This window comes from Bacillus sp. RO2 (assembly GCF_012911845.1).
Classification (GTDB): Bacteria; Bacillota; Bacilli; order Bacillales; family Bacillaceae_I; genus Sutcliffiella_A.
Genome location: NZ_JAAXCU010000023.1, coordinates 18,859 through 38,293, shown reverse-complemented (window position 1 = coordinate 38,293; position 19,435 = coordinate 18,859). Strand labels below are relative to the sequence as shown.

Here is a 19,435-nt window from a genome sequence, read left to right as displayed (position 1 = left end):
AAGAGATAGGTGTCAGCGGCCGTGGTTTTACGTAGGAGGAGAGCGCTGTCGGGATTTATGCCGGTTAAAGCAGTTCAGAGGGGTTCTCTTAGGATGTAGATAACCGAAGGAACGGGGAAGCCCATTTGAAAGTGCAATAGTACAGTTCTATACGCCCGAAGGAAAGGGGAATCCCATTGAAAACTCCAATAGGGCGGTTCTATACGCCCGAAGGAAAGGGGAATCCCATTGAAAAGTCCAATAAAACAGTTCTATACGCCCGAAGGAAAGGAGAATCCCATTGAAAAGTCCAATAGAACAGTTCTATACGCCCGAAGGAAAGGAGAATCCCCTTGAAAAGTCCAATAGAACAGTTCTATACGCCCAAAGGAAAGGAGAATCTCTTTGAAAAGTCCAATAGAACAGTTCTATACGCCCGAAGGAAAGGGGAATCCCATTGAAAAGTCCAATAGAACAGTTCTATACGCCCGAAGGAAAGGAGAATCCCTTTGAAGTGTCCAATAGAACGGTTCTATACGCCCAAAGGAAAGGAGAATCCCTTTGAAAAGTCCAATAGAACGGTTCTATACGCCCGAAGGAAAGGAGAATCCCTTTGAAAAGTCCAATAGAGCGGTTCTATACGCCCGAAGGACACGGGAATCCCTTTGAAAAGTCCAATAGAACAGTTCTATACGCCCGAAGGAAAGGGGAATCTCTTTTAAAGGTCCAATAGAATGTTTCTATTCACCAGAATCCCATAGGTATGCCCATAAAATTTACAATAGAGTTGAGTAATAAAGACACACTAGAGAAATTTAGTTGTATAATCAAAAAGTAATGGATTGTTTTGGATGGTTCCTGAAAGGAGAGACTCTATGCCTGATATTAATACTGAACACCCCATTCTTCTTTTTGATGGGGTATGTAATTTGTGTAACGCGTTGGTGACGTTTGTGATACAACGTGATAAAGGAGCGACTTATAAATTTGCATCCCTTCAGTCAGAAGTGGGACAAGCCATATTAAAGGAGCATTCTCTCCCGCTGGATCAGTTTGATAGCTTTTATTTTGTAGAAGGCAATAAATTATTTACCAAGTCGACCGCGGCCTTAAAAGTGGCAAAGAAATTAGATGGTCCATGGAAGCTTTTCTATCCACTCATCTTAATACCTAAACCCATAAGAGATATAGTTTATTCCTTTATTGCCAAAAACCGATATAGATGGTTCGGAAAGAAAGACCAATGCATGTTGCCAAATCCAGAAATGAAAAAAAGATTTCTATAGGTGAAAAAAGAATAGAAAAAGGTAATTGCCGGCGAAGAACACAGCAATTACCTTTTTCATTTAATCTGTCGTTTCTTCTTTAGTAGAGACTCTATCTTGAGCCTTAACTCCTTCTGGATACCACACAAGCGGGTTTTCCCCTAGATCACGCTCCACATCATAATGTACAGAAGTGAACCCCATACGATTCCAGAAGTCGGCCGATTTGACACGAGGGTTCGTTTTGATTGGAAGCCCAAACCCTTTCGCGAAATCAACTAGTTCTTTGCCAAAGCCTTTGCGTTGGTAGTTTGATAATACTTCTAGTTTCCATAACTCTAAATAATCTTGGCGAGGTTCGAAATATTTATCAAGCTCTTTAGAAACACGGTAAAGGCTCATTCTTGCTACAAGTTTTTCACCATAATAAATACCATAGAATGGTGATTCGCTGTCATTCTCGATAATATTATCTTGAAGGTCTTCTAACATAGATAGTTCTTGTATGCCATATTCCCTGAACTGTTTGAACTCTTCCAATGTTTTATAGTTAATTGATAGTTTTTTAACAGTCATATACATTTCCCCCTTGAAAATCTCTAATTGAAGCGCTTACCACTATACATATTAAGCAGAATGGTTTATTTTAATATTAATTATATAACAAAAAAACAAAAAATTCTGCAATAATTTTAGAAAGCGTTTGCAATTAAAGAAGGAAATCCAGGAATTATGTAGAAATAGTAGTTTGTTAGGGATTTAAATTGCAAGTTCTTTAGAAAGGGGATAACTCCATGCAAAAAATACTGATTGCTAATCGAGGAGAAATTGCAGAAAGAATTATACGAACATGCCAGCGATTAGGTGTAGAAACAGTTGCTATATATTCAGACGCTGATAAAGATTTGCCTTATGTTCAGCAAGCGACAGTAGCAAGACATGTAGGTGAGGCCCCGCCTCAAAAATCGTATTTAAACGTTGAACGGATTTTGGAAATCGCTAAGGAAGAAAATGTGGATGGAGTTCACCCAGGATACGGTTTTTTATCGGAGAATGGAGAGTTTGCACAAGCGCTTCATGATGCCGGACTCACATTTATCGGTCCAAGTGTAGAAGTCATTAAGTTAATGGGAGATAAATTATCTTCCCGCAGAGCGATGATTAAAGCTGGCGTGCCTGTGGTTCCTGGATCTGAGCAACCTGTAGAATCATTGGAGGAAGCGTTAGTTCTTGCAGAGAAAATCGGTTTTCCTGTTATGTTAAAAGCTAGTGGAGGAGGCGGTGGAATTGGAATGCACCGCTGTGAAAACAAACAGGATATCGAGAATACTTTCGAACAGACCAAGAAACGAGCGAAAGCTTATTTCAAAAATGAAGATATGTTTATTGAAAAATACGTGGGTAATGCCAAGCATATAGAGGTGCAGATCTTCGGTGATGCGCATGGAAATGTCGTACATATGTTTGAAAGAAACTGCTCTGTTCAACGACGGAATCAAAAGGTTATTGAAGAAGCACAAAGTCCGGAAATGAGCCAAGAGACTCGAATGAAAATTTGTGAAGCTGCTGTCCTGGCTGCCAAAGAAGTAGGTTACAAGAATGCCGGAACTGTCGAGTTCATCATGGATGAAGAGGAAAACTTCTACTTCCTTGAAATGAATACCAGACTGCAGGTTGAACACCCGATAACGGAGTGCATCACTGGGCTTGATCTTGTAGAATGGCAACTTCATGTGGCAGCTGGTGAAAGGCTTCCGTTGCAGCAGGAGGAAATCACAAGCACTGGACACGCGATAGAGTTTCGTCTATATGCAGAAGATCCAGTCAAATTCTTTCCTTCACCAGGACTCATTACTAAATGGCACCTTCCGAGTAAAGAAGGAGTCAGGGTCGACAGCGGCTATGGTCCAGATTTAAAAGTTACACCATTTTATGATCCAATGATTGCTAAGATTATCGTTTCCGGTGAGACGAGAGAAGCGACAATTGAACGGGCAAAAGACTATTTAATGGCCGCTTCAGTTGAAGGGATTAAAACGAATCTTCCGTTTTTAATTCGCGCCCTTGAGACCGATGATTTTGTCTCAGGTCACTACCATACTGGTTTCATTCAGTCGATGAACCCAATTACTACTTAAATCTATTACAACATGAGATCAGGAGGAAATAATAATGAAAAAAGTGGAAGCAGCAATGGCAGGTACAGTTTGGAAAGTGTTAGTGGAAGTTGGCGATGAAGTAACAGCTGGTCAAACTGTGATTATTTTAGAGTCCATGAAAATGGAGATTCCAGTAGAAGTAATGATGAACGGGAAAGTAGCGAGCATTTCTACTGCAGAAGGCGAATTCGTAAATGATGGAGATGTGCTGCTGGAATTGGAATAGTATTTTACAACGTTGAGAAGAAAGCGGGGGATTAAGATGATAAAAACCACCACTGATTTAGAACAAGAGTTTCAAGAAACAGTAGAAACGATCAAGAGCGGCGGAAGTGAGAAATATCACGAGAAATTAAAAGATCAAAACAAGTTATTTGTTCGTGACCGCCTTGCTTTACTATTTGACAACGGACAATACGATGAAGATGGACTTTTTGCCAATAATAAAGCAAAAGGTCTTCCTGCTGATGGCGTTGTAACGGCAATAGGGAAAATAAATGGTCAAACAGTGTGTGTCATGGCCAATGACTCTACAGTAAAAGCAGGTTCATGGGGAGCAAGAACGGTAGAGAAAATTATTAGAATTCAAGAAACTGCCGAAAAATTAATGGTTCCGATTCTTTATCTAGTTGACTCTGCCGGAGCGAGAATTACAGATCAATTAGATATGTTCCCAAATAGACGTGGAGCAGGGAAAATCTTTTATAACCAAGTGAAGCTTTCTGGTATGGTACCTCAAATTTGTCTGTTATTCGGTCCATCTGCTGCTGGAGGCGCATATATCCCGGCTTTCTGTGACATTGTTGTGATGGTAGACGGAAATGCATCCATGTATTTAGGATCACCTCGTATGGCGGAAAAGGTAATCGGGGAGAAGGTAACACTGGAGGAAATGGGTGGAGCAAGAATGCATTGCTCTGTCAGTGGTTGTGGAGATGTCCTCGCTGCTACTGAAGAAGAAGCTATTCAGCAGGCTCGAAAGTACCTTGAATATTTTCCTGGCAGTTACCAAGAGAAGACAAAAGAAGTAGATCCTGTCAGTCCAAAAGAAGGAAGAGCACTGACAGATATCATCCCTGTAAATCAAAACGCGCCATTTGATATGTATGAAGCGATAGATCAGTTGATTGATGCAAACAGTTTCTTTGAAATAAAGAAGTTATTCGCGCCTGAATTAATTACCGGTTTTGCTCGGATGGATGGAAAGGTTGTCGGGATCATCGCGAACCAGCCAAAAGTGAAGGGTGGAGTACTTTTTGTAGATTCTGCAGACAAAGGTGCGAAATTTATTCAGCTTTGTGATGCATACCACATTCCTTTACTGTTCCTTGCAGATGTTCCAGGTTTCATGATTGGCACAACAGTGGAACGCGCAGGTATTATCCGCCACGGAGCTAAACTCATTGCAGCAATGAGTTCCGCAACGGTTCCGAAAATTTCTGTTGTGGTAAGAAAAGCTTATGGGGCTGGACTTTATGCAATGGCGGGCCCAGCATTTGAACCAGATTGCTGCATTGCACTTCCAACTGCACAAATAGCAGTAATGGGACCTGAAGCAGCGGTAAATGCGGTATATTCCAACAAAATTAATGAAATTGAAGATCCAAAAGAAAGAATTGCTTTTGTACAAGAAAAACACCAGGAATATAAGGAGCATATTGATATCTATAAATTAGCTTCGGAAATGATTGTAGATGATATTGTACCTGCAAAAGATTTGCGAAGTGTATTGATTAGCCGCTTCCATTATTACTCAAGCAAGCAAATGACATTTAGTCATCGTAAACACCCGGTTTATCCGGTGTAAAAAATGTCCAGTGCCCATTTGTGGCACTGGATATTTTTTATGTGCAATACCCACAGGGAAAAGAACAGTACAACCAATAACGATAAATTGGTACAATAAGAGAAATAGGACTAAAGAAGGGGATACGATGAATATTGGAATCATTGGCGGAGGTGCTGTCGGCCTTCTATATGCCTCCCAGTTATCAAAACAATTTACTGTCACTCTTTATGTTAAGCGGCAAGAACAACTACAACTACTAAAAGAACAAGGGATAACCGTGCAGCAAAGTGAAAATGGGAAAGAAACAAGAAAAGTTGGAGTCCAGAAATGGGAGAACAATGTTCCTTTAAAGGACGACTTAATCATTGTTGCAACAAAGCAATATGGTCTAACAGCCATCCTCCCTGTTCTAAAAATGTGCTCAAGAGACCAATCGATCCTTTTTCTCCAAAACGGAATGTCACATATTGATTTGCTCGAACAGTTCTCGAAACCTCAAATTTTATTAGGGGTAGTAGAGCATGGGGTAAAGAAAATCAACGATTGCACCGTAATGTGGACAGGTAAAGGACGTACGAAAATAGCAGGTTATCCTATGACAAAGAAAGACCGACAAGCAGCTTTCTTATTGAATAGTTGGTTGGATTCAATCAGTGTGAATTTTCCGCTTGAAGTGTCCATGGATTATTACGGAATGATGATTGAAAAATTGCTTGTTAATGCTATCATAAACCCGTTGACGGCTATATTTGATGTCCGTAATGGGGAGCTGTTATCAAACCAATATTATCAAAACTGCATGAAGCGTTTATATAATGAGATGAATTTTTTGGTTCAAACAGATAAAAGGGAGCACATGTGGAATCATATCTGCTCCATTTGCGAGAAAACAGCGGAAAACAGCTCTTCTATGAAGCGGGATATAAATGCAGGGAGAGAAACCGAAGTCGATGCAATTTTGGGATATATGATAAACTTGGCACAAAAACAAGGAAAATCAGTTCCGCTAACAGAATTTATTTATGAAGCTGTTAAAGGGCTTCAAAACGATGCAAGCTGTTAATACCTCTTATGCTAGTTCATCCTGCTTGTAAATTACAAAAATAATCAAGTAAGTGAAAAGAGGTATATTAATATGTCCGGAATTCTAGCAGGAACTTTCGCTACAATCGTTACGCTTCCTATCTTTGCGATGATTGCTTTTTTTTATATAGCTAAATTGGTAACAAGAAACAATAAAAAGTCCTTTCATTTGGCGATTGATGCTTCGACACTATTTTTTATCTTAGCCGTGCACTTTATCATGATCATCATCTGGGATACTTCGTTTCTTTCGGTCATATTAACTGTGTTATTGTTGATTGCAACCGTGATGGTTTTGACACATTATAAGATTAAAGAGGAAATCGATTTTAAAAGAGTGTTTAAAGGGTTCTGGAGGGTGAATTTTCTTTTGTTTTTTCTTGCGTATTTTTGTCTTTTGACATTTGGAATAATTAAACGGGTTTTTGAAACATTTGCTTAAGCAATATTTTTTGAAAGATTGGAAATCAATGCTATACTCATGGAGACATTAACACATATGAACGATTCAGAAAGGACGTACTTTATGAATGTAGTAGAATTAACGCTCCCTACTATTAATAAGTTTTCCTCTGCTTATTTAGCTCAAAAGGAGAGCATCCTTCCCTTTTTTACATATAATCCTTTTTCTGTAGATACCTACACAAAGAGAAACGATCAATTGAAAAATAGAAGTTTCAGGAGAAGAGAGCTTGTTGACCATCTTCTTGAATTTAATCAAAGATACGATGCGGATGCACAAACCATACATAGCATTGAAAAATTATCTGACAGCCAGTCTGTTGTTGTTATCAGTGGGCAACAAGCAGGGTTATTAACTGGCCCAATCTACACTATTTCAAAAATAATCAGTACGATCAAACTTGCCCAAGAACAGGAGCTAAAGCTTGGTATCCCGGTTGTTCCTATTTTTTGGATAGCTGGTGAAGATCATGATTTTCAGGAAATAAATCATGTGAACCTTCCGAAAAATAATGAAATAGAAAAACATGTGTTTCAAATGAAAGAAGCAGGCAAAAAAATGGTATCGGAGCTTCAATATGATAAAGAAAAGTTACACGCTTGGTTTCTTGAAATTGTTAACTCCTATGGGGAAAGCCCTTTTACAAAGGAGTTAAAACAAGAGTTATCCCAAGCAATTGAAGATTCTTCAACCTTTGTGGATATATTTGCTCGCTTGATTGCAAAACTCTTTAAGGGTACGGGGCTGGTTTTAGTAAATGCCTCCGACCGAGCTTTGCGGAAGCTTGAAACTCCTTATTTGCAACAACTTTTAATGAAGCAAAGTCAAATTCGTGGAGGTATGCAGCAGGCTCAAAAGGAACTGGAGGAGCAAGGATATACACCGATGTTAGAAATTGACTCAGAATCGATGAATATATTCTTTCACCAAGACGGTGAGCGGGAGCTCCTATGTTGGGATGAAACGAAACAGATTGCTTATATAAAGGATACTAACCGTCGGTATACGGTTGAACACTTGACTAAGTTGATGGAGGAGCAGCCTGAAAATTTCTCCAATAATGTTGTAACGAGACCTCTTATGCAGGAGTTTCTATTTCCTACTCTTGCCTTTATCGGAGGGCCCGGAGAAATCAGTTATTGGGCTGAACTCGGTCGATGTTTCCGTTCAGTGGACCTAGAAATGCCACCAGTTGTACCGAGAATATCTTTGACTTTAGTGGAACGGCATATCGATCGAACGTTACTTGAATTGGGTGAAGATATTTCAGATGCGTTGGAACACGGGCTTGAAGAAAAGCGTAAGGCTTGGTTGTATAAAGAAGAACTTGAATCAATAAAAGCGACATTGACGTCGTATCATGAACAATATGCCAAAGTCCATGATAAATTCCGGGATTTAGGCAATCATACTTTACCTCATCATCAGAAAACTTTTGAAAAGAATTGGAATTTAATTGATAAACAATTCACCTATATTCATCGACTGATTGAACGTTCAGCATATGAGAAACATGAAAACATGATGAACAAATATGAACGTGTGGAACTTGCTGTCTTGCCTAAAGGTATGCCGCAAGAGAGAGTATGGAATATTTATTATTTTGTTAATAAGTATGGTCTGGATTTCGTCGAAAGACTATGTGAATTGCCACTGGAGCATAACGGAAAACATAAAATAATTAAACTCTAAGAAACAGCGGGGAAAATCCTGCTGTTTTTTTTATATTCTTTTTCTGACATTTACAAGTAAAAAAGAGAGTCGTAAACGAGCATTTACTGAAGAATGATCGTTTATTGTGTTTCTACGGAGTCAAAAAAAGCCAAGTTTGACCTTAATTCGTCCTTTTGTCAAAAAATGTTGTAAAAAGATGAAAAACGAAAAAAAAGTGGGCTTAAAGGATTTTCTTTTGGGGAAGAGAATAGTACAATAAAGTAAGTGGAGAGAAGTGGGGGATTGTGGGGGAAAGTAGAAGAAAGGTGGGAGAGCCAAATGTTCATGGGCGAATATAATCATACAATTGATGCAAAAGGGCGTATGATTGTGCCTGCGAAATTCCGTGATCATTTAGGTGAAACCTTTGTTCTTACCAGAGGCCTCGATAAATGCCTATTTGGCTATCCTCTCTCTGAATGGAAAACTGTTGAAGACAAATTGAAACAATTGCCACTTACTAAAAAGGATGCCCGTGCATTTACACGTTTCTTCTTTTCTGGTGCTTCTGAGTGTGAATTGGACAAGCAAGGTCGAGTGAACATTGCCACCCCACTTGTTCAATATGCACAACTAGAAAAAGAATGTGTCGTAATCGGAGTATCTAATCGAATAGAAATCTGGAGCAAGGACAACTGGAATACTTTTGTGGAAGACTCGGAAGACTCCTTCGCAGAGATTGCAGAGAACCTCGTGGATTTTGACTTATAAAAGGGACTTCATTACAACGAATACAAAGAACAGCCTGGATAAAACAAGATGGTCGGTGAGAAAATACCGAGAGAAAAGAATTTGCAGCAGCTAAGAAGAAAACAGCTTAGAGCTAGAAAGGCGGTGGAGAATGTTTCACCACGTAACAGTACTACTCAATGAAGCAGTAGAAGGTCTTAACATTAAAGAAGATGGGACGTATGTTGATTGCACATTAGGAGGTGCAGGGCATAGCTCCGAAATTGTAAAACAGTTATCAGACAAAGGAAAATTGATTGCATTTGATCAGGATGACCATGCGCTAGAACATGCAAAAAGCGTGCTACATAACTATCTAGATCGGGTCATTTTCATTAAAAGCAATTTTAAGCACCTGAAAGAGAAATTGTATGATCAAGGAATTACCAAAGTGGATGGCGTGTTATTCGACCTTGGGGTTTCTTCTCCTCAATTGGACACACCTGAAAGAGGATTTAGTTACCATCATGAAGCTCCTTTAGATATGAGAATGGACAAAGACAGTCCCCTCAGTGCCTATGATGTTGTTAACGAATGGCCGTATGAGAAACTTGTAAGGATTTTCTTTCAATACGGAGAAGAGAAGTTTTCAAAACAAATAGCCAGAAAAATTGAGGAATACCGGAAGTCGAAGCCAATTGAAACGACACTTGAATTGGTGGAAATCATTAAAGATGGAATACCGGCTCCAGCTAGAAGAACGGGTGGCCATCCTGCTAAAAGGGTTTTCCAAGCAATAAGAATTGCAGTAAATGACGAGTTGGGTGTTTTTGAAGATGCTATCCATCAAGCAATTGATGTTCTAAAAGTCGGGGGAAGAGTATCTGTTATCACCTTCCATTCACTAGAAGACAGAATGTGTAAAGTAGCGTTTAAAGAAAAAAGCCAGCTGCCACAACTGCCGCCTGGACTACCGATAATTCCAGAAGAATATCAGCCGACACTTAAACTTATTACAAGAAAGCCGATACTACCTAGTGAAGAAGAACTAGAAGCTAATAATCGCGCAAGGTCGGCAAAACTAAGAATTGCAGAAAAAGCGAAAGACTAAAAATAAAATAAAAATAGACTAGGGGGAAAGAGAATGAGTAACTTAGCTCACAAAATCCAAAGGCAGCATGAAGAACGCATACAGCAGTCGCCAAAAAGACAATTGGTCGTAAAGAAACGCTCAAAAATTACGCTTGGGGAAAAGATACTTGGCTATATGTTCATTGGTATGCTTGCATTCGGTGCAGTCCATGTTGTTACCAACCATGTGAATATTTATCATGTAAATAGCGAAATTCAATCGCTTGAAGGGTCCGTTGAATCGCAATTAAAGGAAAATCGTGAACTTGAACTTCGTGTAGCGGAAGAGAGCAGCTATGAAGTCATTCTTGAAAAAGCCAAAAACCTTGGTCTGACATTAAACGAGAACAATGTGAAGAACGTAGGGAACTAAATGAGTACCCATAACATCGTTCATAAAAAAAGAATTCACTTAGGAGCAGCAATTCTACTCGGATTTTTTGCGTTGCTCTTTTTTCTATTGATTGGGCGATTTTTTTACCTTCAAGCAACCGGAGAAGCACATGGACATAATTTATCTGCAGAAGCTAGTGAAAGATATAATGTAAACAAGACAATTGATGCAACAAGGGGATCCATATTTGATAGAAGTGGAGATCCGATTGCAGAAGACACCCCTTCCTTCAACTTAGTGGCGGTGTTGGACGAGTCCTTGACGACAGATGAAAAGAAACCTCGTCATGTAGTCGATCCAAACGAGACGGCTGCAAAATTGGCATCTGTCTTGGAAGTGGATCAAAATGAAATTTTAGAAAAATTACAGCTGGATCGCAAACAAGTTGAATTTGGAGCTTTGGGCAGAGATCTTCCATTGTCTGTAAAAAAAGAAATTGAAGACATGAAATTACCGGGAATCGGGTTTGTGGAAGGGTCTAAACGCTATTATTTTAACGGTAAATTCTCCAGTCACGTGGTCGGATTTGCAAGAGCAAATGATGATGGTGTAGTTACTGGTGTAACAGGTCTAGAAAAGATGCTAGAAGAAGAACTAAAAGAACAGAATGGTTCATATTCCGTCAAAACTGACAATAAAGGTGTTAAACTTTCTATGGAATCAGATGTATCCTATGTTCCTGCAATCAACGGGAAAAATGTGCATCTGACATTAGATAAGACCATTCAGACATTTTTAGAAGAAGCGATGAACAATGTAGTGGATGAATATGAACCTGAACGGATCATAGCCATCGTGGCAGACCCAAAAACCGGGCAAATACTTGCAATGGGATCTCGGCCAACCTTCGATTTAAACACAAGAGAGGGATTGACGGACAATTGGAACAATGATGCCATTTCCTATCGGTATGAGCCAGGTTCGACTATGAAAATCTTTTCATTGGCCGCAGCCATTGAAGAAGGGGTTTACAATGGATCTGAACTCTATCAGTCCGGTTCATATAGTCTACCAAAAGATCCTGTTCCTGTTTACGACCATAATAGGTCAGGATGGGGAACAATATCTTTTGATGAAGGGGTCCAGCGTTCATCCAACGTAGCATTTGCTTTGCTTGCGGATAAGATGGGGACAGATACTCTTTTAAAATATATTCATGCATTTGGCATGAATGAGCCTACAGGTATTGACCTTCCGGATGAAACGACAAGTAACATCAATTACAATTATTATAGGGACCGAATTTCAACAGCTTTTGGTCAAGGATCTGCATTCACTCCAATTCAGCAAATCCAGGCTGCAACTGCGATTGCAAATAATGGAAAAATGATGCAGCCCTACGTGATTGATAAGATTGTCGATCCCAACACAAATGAAGTCGTACTAGAAAATAAGCCAAAACAAAAAGGAAATCCAATTTCAGAAAAAACAGCTAACAAAGTACTAGAAGTATTAGAATCAGTGGTAAGTTCTGAAAACGGGACAGGTCGTCCTTACAGTATTGAAGGGTATAAAGTGGCAGCGAAAACAGGAACTGCACAAATTCCTGGACCAGGAGGTTATTTATCTGGTCATGGGGAATACATCTATTCTATTACAGGGATGGCTCCTGCCGATGATCCCGAGTTATTAATGTATGTTGCAGTAGAAAAGCCAAAGATTGCCCAGCATGAAAACGGAGCAGGTCCTGTGTCGGGAGTATTTAATTCCGTGATGCGTCGCAGTTTACAATACTTAAGCATCCAACCTGATGAGAATCAACAAAACACTCCAAAGAAGAAGAGTGTTGGGATGAAAGTGCCAAATCTTGTCGGTGAAAATATTCAGGATGTATCTGCTGGCTCTAATGGTCCTGAATATGTGATAGTAGGTGAGGGGGCAAAGGTATTAAAACAAACCCCTCAACCAGGCCGTGAAGTCATTGAAGGCGAAAGGGTTATTCTATTAACAGAAAAATCCCCTTCACTTCCAGATATGACAGGTTGGAGTTTGCGTGATGTTCGTAAAATATCCAATTTACTCAAGCTTGAAACCGAGATTGTTGGCAATGGGTATGTGCAAAAGCAAAATATTATTCCAGGAACTCCAGTTGAAGAAGGAAACAGCCTTGTTGTGGAATTGGGTTCAAATAGACCTTTACCGCAAACGCAGGAGCAGGAGGAAGAAACGGACGAATCAGAATCTGAAGAAGATTCCGAGGATAGTTAACTTAAAAACACTGGTAAAGGCTATGACCTTTAGCAGTGTTTTTTTATGTTAATAATTATTAAAGCAGTTGATTTTCGTTCCAGGCGCATCGCTTGCCTGCGGGAGGTATGTGAGCCTCCTCGGCTTTTCCTTCCTCCCGCGGGTGACTGCGCGCCTTCCACTACAATCAACTAGAAATAATTTATAAGTCTCATTATTAGAGCTTCTCGTGAATAACAACCCAATACTATGTTCTATCCTCTTTCGTACAAGCATATATTACTACGAATATTAAAGGGGGTTCATAGGATATGCGGGTATCTCATGTGACGGTTCGGAGAAGGTTGACCATTGTGCTTCTTGTAGGAATTCTACTTTTCAGTATTATTGATTTACGCCTAGGATATGTTCAATTCGCATTGGGGAATATGCTAACAGACCGTGCCAAAGATTCTTGGAGTAGGAATATTCCTTTTGAACCAGAGCGGGGAGAAATCCTTGACCGAAATGGCGTTCCATTGGCAACAAATATGAGTGCACCGACGGTTTTAGTTGTACCAAGACAAATTAAAGATCCCAATGACACGGCTGAGAAACTTGCAGCTGTCTTAAATATGTCCAAAGAAAAGGTGTACAAGCTGGTGACTAAAAGTTCATCAATGGAGAGGATCAACCCAGAAGGAAGAAAAATTTCCCATGAAAAAGCTAAAGAGATAAGAGCGCTTGGATTAAAAGGGGTCTACATTGCGGAAGACTCAAAACGCCATTATCCTTTCGGTAGTTATCTTTCTCATGTTTTAGGATTTGCAGGGATTGATAACCAAGGATTAATGGGTCTGGAACTATATTACGATGAACAATTAAAAGGAGAAAAAGGCTACGTACAATTTTATTCGGATGCAAAGGGAAGAAGAATGCCGGATATTCCAGATGATTATGAAGCTCCTCAGGACGGTTTAGACCTTAGACTTACCATTGATTCGAAAGTGCAGACTATCATAGAAAGAGAGTTGGACCTTGCACAAGAACTCTATAACCCTGATGGAATCATTGCAATTGCGATGGACCCTAATACAGGTGAAATTCTGGCAATGTCTAGTAGGCCTGATTTTGATCCTGCTGAATTCCAAAATGTGGCACCAGAAATTTATAATCGAAATCTCCCTGTTTGGAGTACGTATGAGCCGGGATCTACCTTTAAGATTATCACTTTAGCAGCAGCCCTCGAAGAAAATAAAGTCAACTTGAAAAATGATACTTTCAATGACAGCGGAGCGGCAATGGTAGATGGAGCAAGGCTTCGTTGTTGGAAAAAAGGGGGACATGGTCACCAAACATTCCTGGAAGTGGTTCAAAATTCATGTAACCCAGGTTTTGTAGAGCTGGGACAACGTTTAGGGACGGACACTCTTTTTAATTATATAAAATCCTTTGGATTCGGGGAGAAAACAGGGATTGATTTAGCTGGAGAAGGAAAGGGAATCCTGTTTAAACCTGAAAGAGTAGGGCCAGTAGAACTCGCCACCACTGCCTTTGGGCAAGGGGTTTCTGTTACTCCAATTCAGCAGGTTGCGGCTGTTTCTGCAGCGGTGAACGGTGGCATTTTATATACTCCATTTATTGCAAAAGAATTCGTAGATCCAATTAGTGGAGAGATAGTATCTAGAAAGACACCCGTAGAGAAGAGAAGGGTCATTTCTGAGGAAACCTCTGCACAGGTCCGATATGCATTAGAAAGCGTCGTTGCGCAAGGTACAGGCCGTAATGCTTTTGTAGAGGGCTACCGAGTTGGTGGAAAAACAGGAACTGCCCAGAAAGTAAAAGACGGTCGATACATGGAAAATAATCATATCGTTTCTTTTATTGGTGTAGCCCCTGCTGATGATCCTCAACTTGTCGTGTATCTTGCCGTCGATAATCCTAAGGGCACCGTACAGTTTGGTGGGGTTGTAGCAGCCCCGATTGTTGGGAATATAATGGAGGATAGCCTAAATGCTTTGGGAGTGGAAAAGAGAAAAGGACAAATCGAAAAAGAATTGCAATGGCCGGATGTACCTCTTGTCGAAGTTCCTGATCTTAAAGGAATGACAAGAAAAGAACTCCTTCAACAACTAGTTACTCTTAAACTTGATATTAGTGGGGATGGGGATACAGTAGTTCAGCAGGCGCCGGCTCCTGGAACAAAAGTGGAAGAAGGGTCGACCGTTAGGGTCTACATGTCCGGGAAAAGCAAGACTGATGAAGAATAAATCTAGAGGATTGGTTTAATTTCCCTAAATAGGATAGAATGGTGATAAAGGTAAGTTAGAAAAAATCGAGGTTATTTCTCACCATCTATCCTGTTAGTTTTTCATCCTGCATTTAGGTCTTCAAGTAAGCCAAAGGGGTTTGATTCGCATGAAACTTCAACAATTAATTCAATATCTTCACAGATATGAAGTATCCTCTAAGGATAACCCTGAGATATCTTCCATTGTCATGGATTCCCGTAAGGTCAATGAAGGGAGTTTATTTTTTTGTATCAAAGGGTACACGGTAGATGGACATCAATTCGCACAAGATGCAGTGAATAAAGGGGCTGTCGCAATCATATCTGAAAAGCCATTGGATGTTGCTGTCCCGGTCATCGTGGTTCCAGATACAATGAGGGCAATGGCTATCTTGGCGGATGTATTCTTCCAACAGCCTACACACAAACTTCATTTAATAGGTGTAACCGGTACAAATGGAAAAACGACTACCACTCACATTATTGAATCCATTTTTCAACACCACCAGCGAAAGACTGGAATGATTGGCACTATTTATATGAAAATAGGAAACAAAACATACCCTGTAAAAAACACCACTCCAGATGCCTTAACTTTGCAAGAGTCTTTTCACCAAATGGTGGAGAAAAAAGTTGACACTGTAGTGATGGAGGTTTCCTCACATGCTCTCCATATGGGAAGGGTGTATGGTTGTGACTTTGATGTGGCGGTGTTTACCAATCTGACGCAAGATCATCTCGATTATCATAAAACGATGGAAGAATATCAGTATGCTAAGTCTTTGTTATTCTCTTCGTTAGGAAACTCCTATAATCTTACTAAACCCAAATATGCGGTTTTGAATGCAGATGACCCAGTAAGTGATGTGTATAAAAGAGCAACGGCTGCTCAAGTCATAACTTATGGAATAGATGAAAACAGCGACATCAGGGCAATGAATGTGAGGATATCCGCAAAGGGCACTTCGTTCGACCTTGTGTATGATAATAAAATCGTTCCTATCAATCTAAAATTGGTCGGAAAATTCAGTGTGTACAATGTTCTCGCTGCCATAAGCGCCAGTTACGTATCCAATATCCCGATGGAAACCATCATTCCAGTAGTGGAAAATATGAAAGGTGTGCCTGGACGTTTTGAAGCTATTGAAGCAGGGCAGGACTTTACGGTGATTGTCGATTACGCTCATACTCCTGACAGCCTGGAAAATGTATTGAAAACGACCAAACAACTTTCTCAAAACAATATATATTGTATTGTAGGTTGTGGAGGGGATAGAGATCGTTCAAAGCGTCCCCTGATGGCTGAAGTTGCAGTAAATTATTCTAGTAAAGCTATTTTCACATCGGATAATCCCCGCTCGGAAAGTCCACTGCAAATCTTCAAAGATATGGAAGCTGGTGTGATGGACCGGCAATATGAAATTGTAGAAGACAGGCGATCAGCGATTTTCAAAACGATAGCTCAAGCAAAATCGGGTGATGTGGTGCTAATTGCAGGTAAAGGTCATGAAACCTATCAAGTTATAGGTGACAAAGTGCTTGAATTTGACGATAGAAAAATAGCAATGGAAGCCATACAGGCAAAACAAAGCTCATAGACTGTTAAGGTGTGTGTATTTTATGCAACAATTTGACCATTGCCCAAGGCTTACAAAATCCCAGAATTTGAACATAGGATAATGAAAAAGTGTTGTTTTAGCAAGAAAAAATAAAAAGATGAAAAAAAAGTATTTTCATATCAACCAAAAACCGATAAAATTTACTTTTGGTATAACATCTAACTCTTGAAAATTCCTTAGCTGTTGATTGAAGCCCAGTGCGGAAATCAACAGCGGTGGTAAACCAAAAGAAAAGAAATCTAAACGAAAAAACGGGTATTATCTGCCGGTTATCATAGGTGGATGATACCTCTAATCATGCGATTCAAGAAAGGAGGGAATAACGATGGAACAACAGGTTATTTTATTTGCTATCGTTATGTCTTTTTTAATTACCGTTTTAGTATCACCAATATTTATTCCCTTCCTGCGAAGACTGAAATTCGGTCAAAGTATCAGAGAAGAAGGGCCACAATCTCACCAAAAGAAAACAGGTACCCCGACAATGGGAGGAATTATGATACTTCTTTCCGTTGCGGTAACTACTCTAGTCATTACAGGTCAATTTGCAGAAGCTTCCGTTGAAACTTACTTGCTGCTTTTTGTAATGGTAGGTTACGGACTATTAGGATTTCTGGATGATTTTATCAAAGTTGTCCTAAAAAGAAACCTTGGTTTGACTTCCTTGCAGAAGTTAATTGGACAGATTGTAATTGCAGTAATATTCTATTTTGTATTTGTCCAGTTTGAATTTTCTACTGCTGTTAGCGTACCGGGAACAAGTATTTCTATTGAATTAGGATTCTTCTATGTTCTATTCCTAATTTTTTGGCTAGTTGGATTTTCCAACGCCGTCAACCTCACAGATGGCCTTGATGGTCTTGTATCTGGAACTGCCGCTGTGGCATTTGGAGCCTTTGCCATACTTGCATGGTACCAGTCTCAATTTGAAGTTTCTATTTTCAGTGTTGCCGTAGTAGGTGCATTGCTTGGCTTCTTAGTATTTAACGCTCATCCTGCTAAAGTCTTTATGGGTGATACAGGTTCCTTGGCTCTTGGTGGTGCTATTGCAACTGTAGCTGTACTATTGAAATTAGAAATTCTTCTAATTATTATCGGTGGAGTTTTCGTAATGGAAACACTTTCCGTTATCATTCAAGTCATCTCTTTCAAAGCGACTGGTAGAAGGGTCTTTAAAATGAGTCCTCTCCATCATCATTATGAGCTTGTCGGGTGGTCAGAATGGCGAGTGGTTGTTACGTTCTGGACAGTTGGACTGTTATGTGCGTTGCTTGGAATTTATTTAGAGGTGTGGATCTAATATGAAGAAAATCAGCCAATATGAAGGAAAAAGAGTTCTTGTCCTAGGTTTAGCCAAGAGCGGAACTGCCACTGCAGAACTTTTACATAAGTTAGGCGCAAAGGTGATTGTCAATGACAGAAGTCCTTTAGAAGGAAACGAGCAAGCTGAATATCTGCTTTCTAAAGGAATGGAAGTTGTATGCGGAGGACATCCGACAAGTATCTTTGATCAAAAAATTGATGTTGTTTTCAAAAACCCGGGCATTCCTTATCATAATCCTTTAGTACAACTTGCTGGTGATAAAGGAATTCCTGTTCTTACCGAAGTGGAACTTGCTTATCAAATCAGTGATGCACCAATTATCGGCATTACAGGATCCAATGGGAAAACCACTACCACTACGTTAATTGATGAAATGCTGTCTGCGGATAATAAATCACCGTTAATAGCCGGTAATATTGGTAATGTATCGGTAGAAGTGGCTCAGCAAGCGACTGATAAAGATATTATGGTTACCGAATTATCATCATTTCAATTAATGGGTACGGAGTTATTTCGACCAAAGATCTCTGTCTTTTTGAATCTTTTCGAAGCTCACCTTGATTATCACGGAACCTTGGATGAGTATGGAAAAGCAAAAGCAAAAATCTTCTCCAACCAAACAGAAGAAGATTATGCGGTTATCAATGCTGATGATGCACAAGTTATGAAACTTGCTGAAGGAATTCAGCCCGCCATCGTACCATTCTCCACTAGTGGAGAAGTGGATGGCGCTTATTTGAAAGATAATTATGTATGCTTCAAAGAGGAGAAGGTTATTGCTATAGACCAAATTGTGTTGCCTGGAAAACATAATTTGGAGAACATCCTCGCAGCGGTGGCAGCTGTTAAACTTCTTGGAGTCAGTAATGAAGCAATAATAAAGGTGCTTACAAGCTTTTCAGGTGTAAAACATCGTTTGCAGTTCATCGGTGAACTTAAAGGGCGACGTTTCTATAATGATTCAAAAGCTACCAATATTTTAGCTACTCAAAAAGCTCTCTCGGCATTTGATAACAATGTAGTATTGCTTGCAGGAGGGCTGGATCGAGGGAATGAGTTTGATGACCTGCTACCGTACTTAAGCACTGTCAAAGTGCTAGTGACTTTCGGTGAAACAGCCGAGAAGTTGACACGCACAGCTCATGAAGCAGGAATAAAACAAATAAAACATGTCGATAATGTGGAAAAAGCCGTACCGGTGGCATACGAAATGTCTGAGAGCGGAGATGTCATTTTATTGTCCCCTGCTTGTGCAAGCTGGGATCAATATAAAACATTTGAGCAACGAGGAGACATTTTTATAGACGCCGTGCATAAGCTTAAATAAGGGCTTGGCCACATGTTTAAGAGGCTTTGTTCTGATAGCTCCCCAACTTAAAGAATGGGAAGCA

The 19,435-nt window shown here is 39.8% G+C and carries 16 protein-coding genes; 15 read left to right on the top strand and 1 reads right to left on the bottom strand.

Annotated features, from left to right (window positions below):
• Positions 1-854 precede the first annotated feature (854 nt).
• Positions 855-1,265, top strand: coding sequence for a thiol-disulfide oxidoreductase DCC family protein (locus HF078_RS04205; RefSeq protein ID WP_169289985.1), 411 nt, complete (start codon positions 855-857; stop codon positions 1,263-1,265).
• A gap of 60 nt (positions 1,266-1,325) precedes the next feature.
• Here HF078_RS04205 and HF078_RS04200 read toward each other — a convergent pair whose 3' ends face one another.
• Positions 1,326-1,826 (bottom strand): N-acetyltransferase, encoded by a 501-nt coding sequence (locus tag HF078_RS04200; RefSeq protein ID WP_169289984.1) that lies wholly within the window; start codon positions 1,824-1,826, stop codon positions 1,326-1,328.
• Between the two features lie 212 nt (positions 1,827-2,038).
• On the opposite strand from HF078_RS04200, the gene HF078_RS04195 reads away from it, so the two are divergent.
• The 14 genes from HF078_RS04195 to murD all read left to right on the top strand — a co-directional run bounded on the left by HF078_RS04195 (position 2,039) and on the right by murD (position 19,371).
• On the top strand, positions 2,039-3,382 hold the full coding sequence (locus tag HF078_RS04195; protein ID WP_169289983.1) for an acetyl-CoA carboxylase biotin carboxylase subunit: 1,344 nt from the start codon (positions 2,039-2,041) through the stop codon (positions 3,380-3,382).
• A 34-nt stretch (positions 3,383-3,416) separates the two neighbouring features.
• The gene (locus HF078_RS04190) at positions 3,417-3,629 is read left to right on the top strand and encodes an acetyl-CoA carboxylase biotin carboxyl carrier protein subunit (RefSeq protein ID WP_148986613.1); all 213 of its coding nucleotides are present in this window, start codon (positions 3,417-3,419) and stop codon (positions 3,627-3,629) included.
• Between the two features lie 36 nt (positions 3,630-3,665).
• Positions 3,666-5,210 carry an acyl-CoA carboxylase subunit beta gene (locus tag HF078_RS04185; protein ID WP_169289982.1) on the top strand — a complete coding sequence of 515 codons (1,545 nt, stop codon included), beginning with the start codon at positions 3,666-3,668 and terminating at the stop codon, positions 5,208-5,210.
• Between the two features lie 127 nt (positions 5,211-5,337).
• Positions 5,338-6,255, top strand: coding sequence for a 2-dehydropantoate 2-reductase (locus tag HF078_RS04180; RefSeq protein ID WP_169289981.1), 918 nt, complete (start codon positions 5,338-5,340; stop codon positions 6,253-6,255).
• Between the two features lie 72 nt (positions 6,256-6,327).
• Positions 6,328-6,717, top strand: coding sequence for a DUF3397 domain-containing protein (locus tag HF078_RS04175; RefSeq protein ID WP_169289980.1), 390 nt, complete (start codon positions 6,328-6,330; stop codon positions 6,715-6,717).
• Between the two features lie 57 nt (positions 6,718-6,774).
• A complete protein-coding gene (gene bshC, locus HF078_RS04170) occupies positions 6,775-8,430 on the top strand; it encodes a bacillithiol biosynthesis cysteine-adding enzyme BshC (RefSeq protein ID WP_169289979.1) in 1,656 nt (551 codons plus the stop codon).
• A 300-nt stretch (positions 8,431-8,730) separates the two neighbouring features.
• Positions 8,731-9,162, top strand: a complete 432-nt coding sequence (gene mraZ / locus HF078_RS04165) for a division/cell wall cluster transcriptional repressor MraZ (protein ID WP_060665799.1) — start codon at positions 8,731-8,733, stop codon at positions 9,160-9,162.
• A gap of 130 nt (positions 9,163-9,292) precedes the next feature.
• Entirely contained in the window at positions 9,293-10,231 is a 939-nt protein-coding gene (gene rsmH / locus HF078_RS04160) for a 16S rRNA (cytosine(1402)-N(4))-methyltransferase RsmH (protein ID WP_169289978.1), read from the top strand.
• 33 nt (positions 10,232-10,264) lie between these two features.
• The gene (gene ftsL / locus HF078_RS04155) at positions 10,265-10,624 is read left to right on the top strand and encodes a cell division protein FtsL (RefSeq protein WP_169289977.1); all 360 of its coding nucleotides are present in this window, start codon (positions 10,265-10,267) and stop codon (positions 10,622-10,624) included.
• Positions 10,625-12,853 carry a penicillin-binding protein gene (locus HF078_RS04150; RefSeq protein WP_169289976.1) on the top strand — a complete coding sequence of 743 codons (2,229 nt, stop codon included), beginning with the start codon at positions 10,625-10,627 and terminating at the stop codon, positions 12,851-12,853.
• 290 nt (positions 12,854-13,143) lie between these two features.
• Positions 13,144-15,081: a stage V sporulation protein D gene (locus tag HF078_RS04145; protein WP_169289975.1), complete on the top strand. Its 1,938-nt coding sequence runs from the start codon at positions 13,144-13,146 to the stop codon at positions 15,079-15,081.
• A 148-nt stretch (positions 15,082-15,229) separates the two neighbouring features.
• Positions 15,230-16,699 carry a UDP-N-acetylmuramoyl-L-alanyl-D-glutamate--2,6-diaminopimelate ligase gene (locus HF078_RS04140; protein ID WP_169289974.1) on the top strand — a complete coding sequence of 490 codons (1,470 nt, stop codon included), beginning with the start codon at positions 15,230-15,232 and terminating at the stop codon, positions 16,697-16,699.
• A 346-nt stretch (positions 16,700-17,045) separates the two neighbouring features.
• Positions 17,046-18,020: a phospho-N-acetylmuramoyl-pentapeptide-transferase gene (gene mraY, locus HF078_RS04135; protein WP_148986592.1), complete on the top strand. Its 975-nt coding sequence runs from the start codon at positions 17,046-17,048 to the stop codon at positions 18,018-18,020.
• Position 18,021: 1 nt separating this feature from the next.
• The gene (gene murD, locus HF078_RS04130; protein WP_169289973.1) at positions 18,022-19,371 is read left to right on the top strand and encodes a UDP-N-acetylmuramoyl-L-alanine--D-glutamate ligase; all 1,350 of its coding nucleotides are present in this window, start codon (positions 18,022-18,024) and stop codon (positions 19,369-19,371) included.
• Positions 19,372-19,435: the final 64 nt, after the last annotated feature.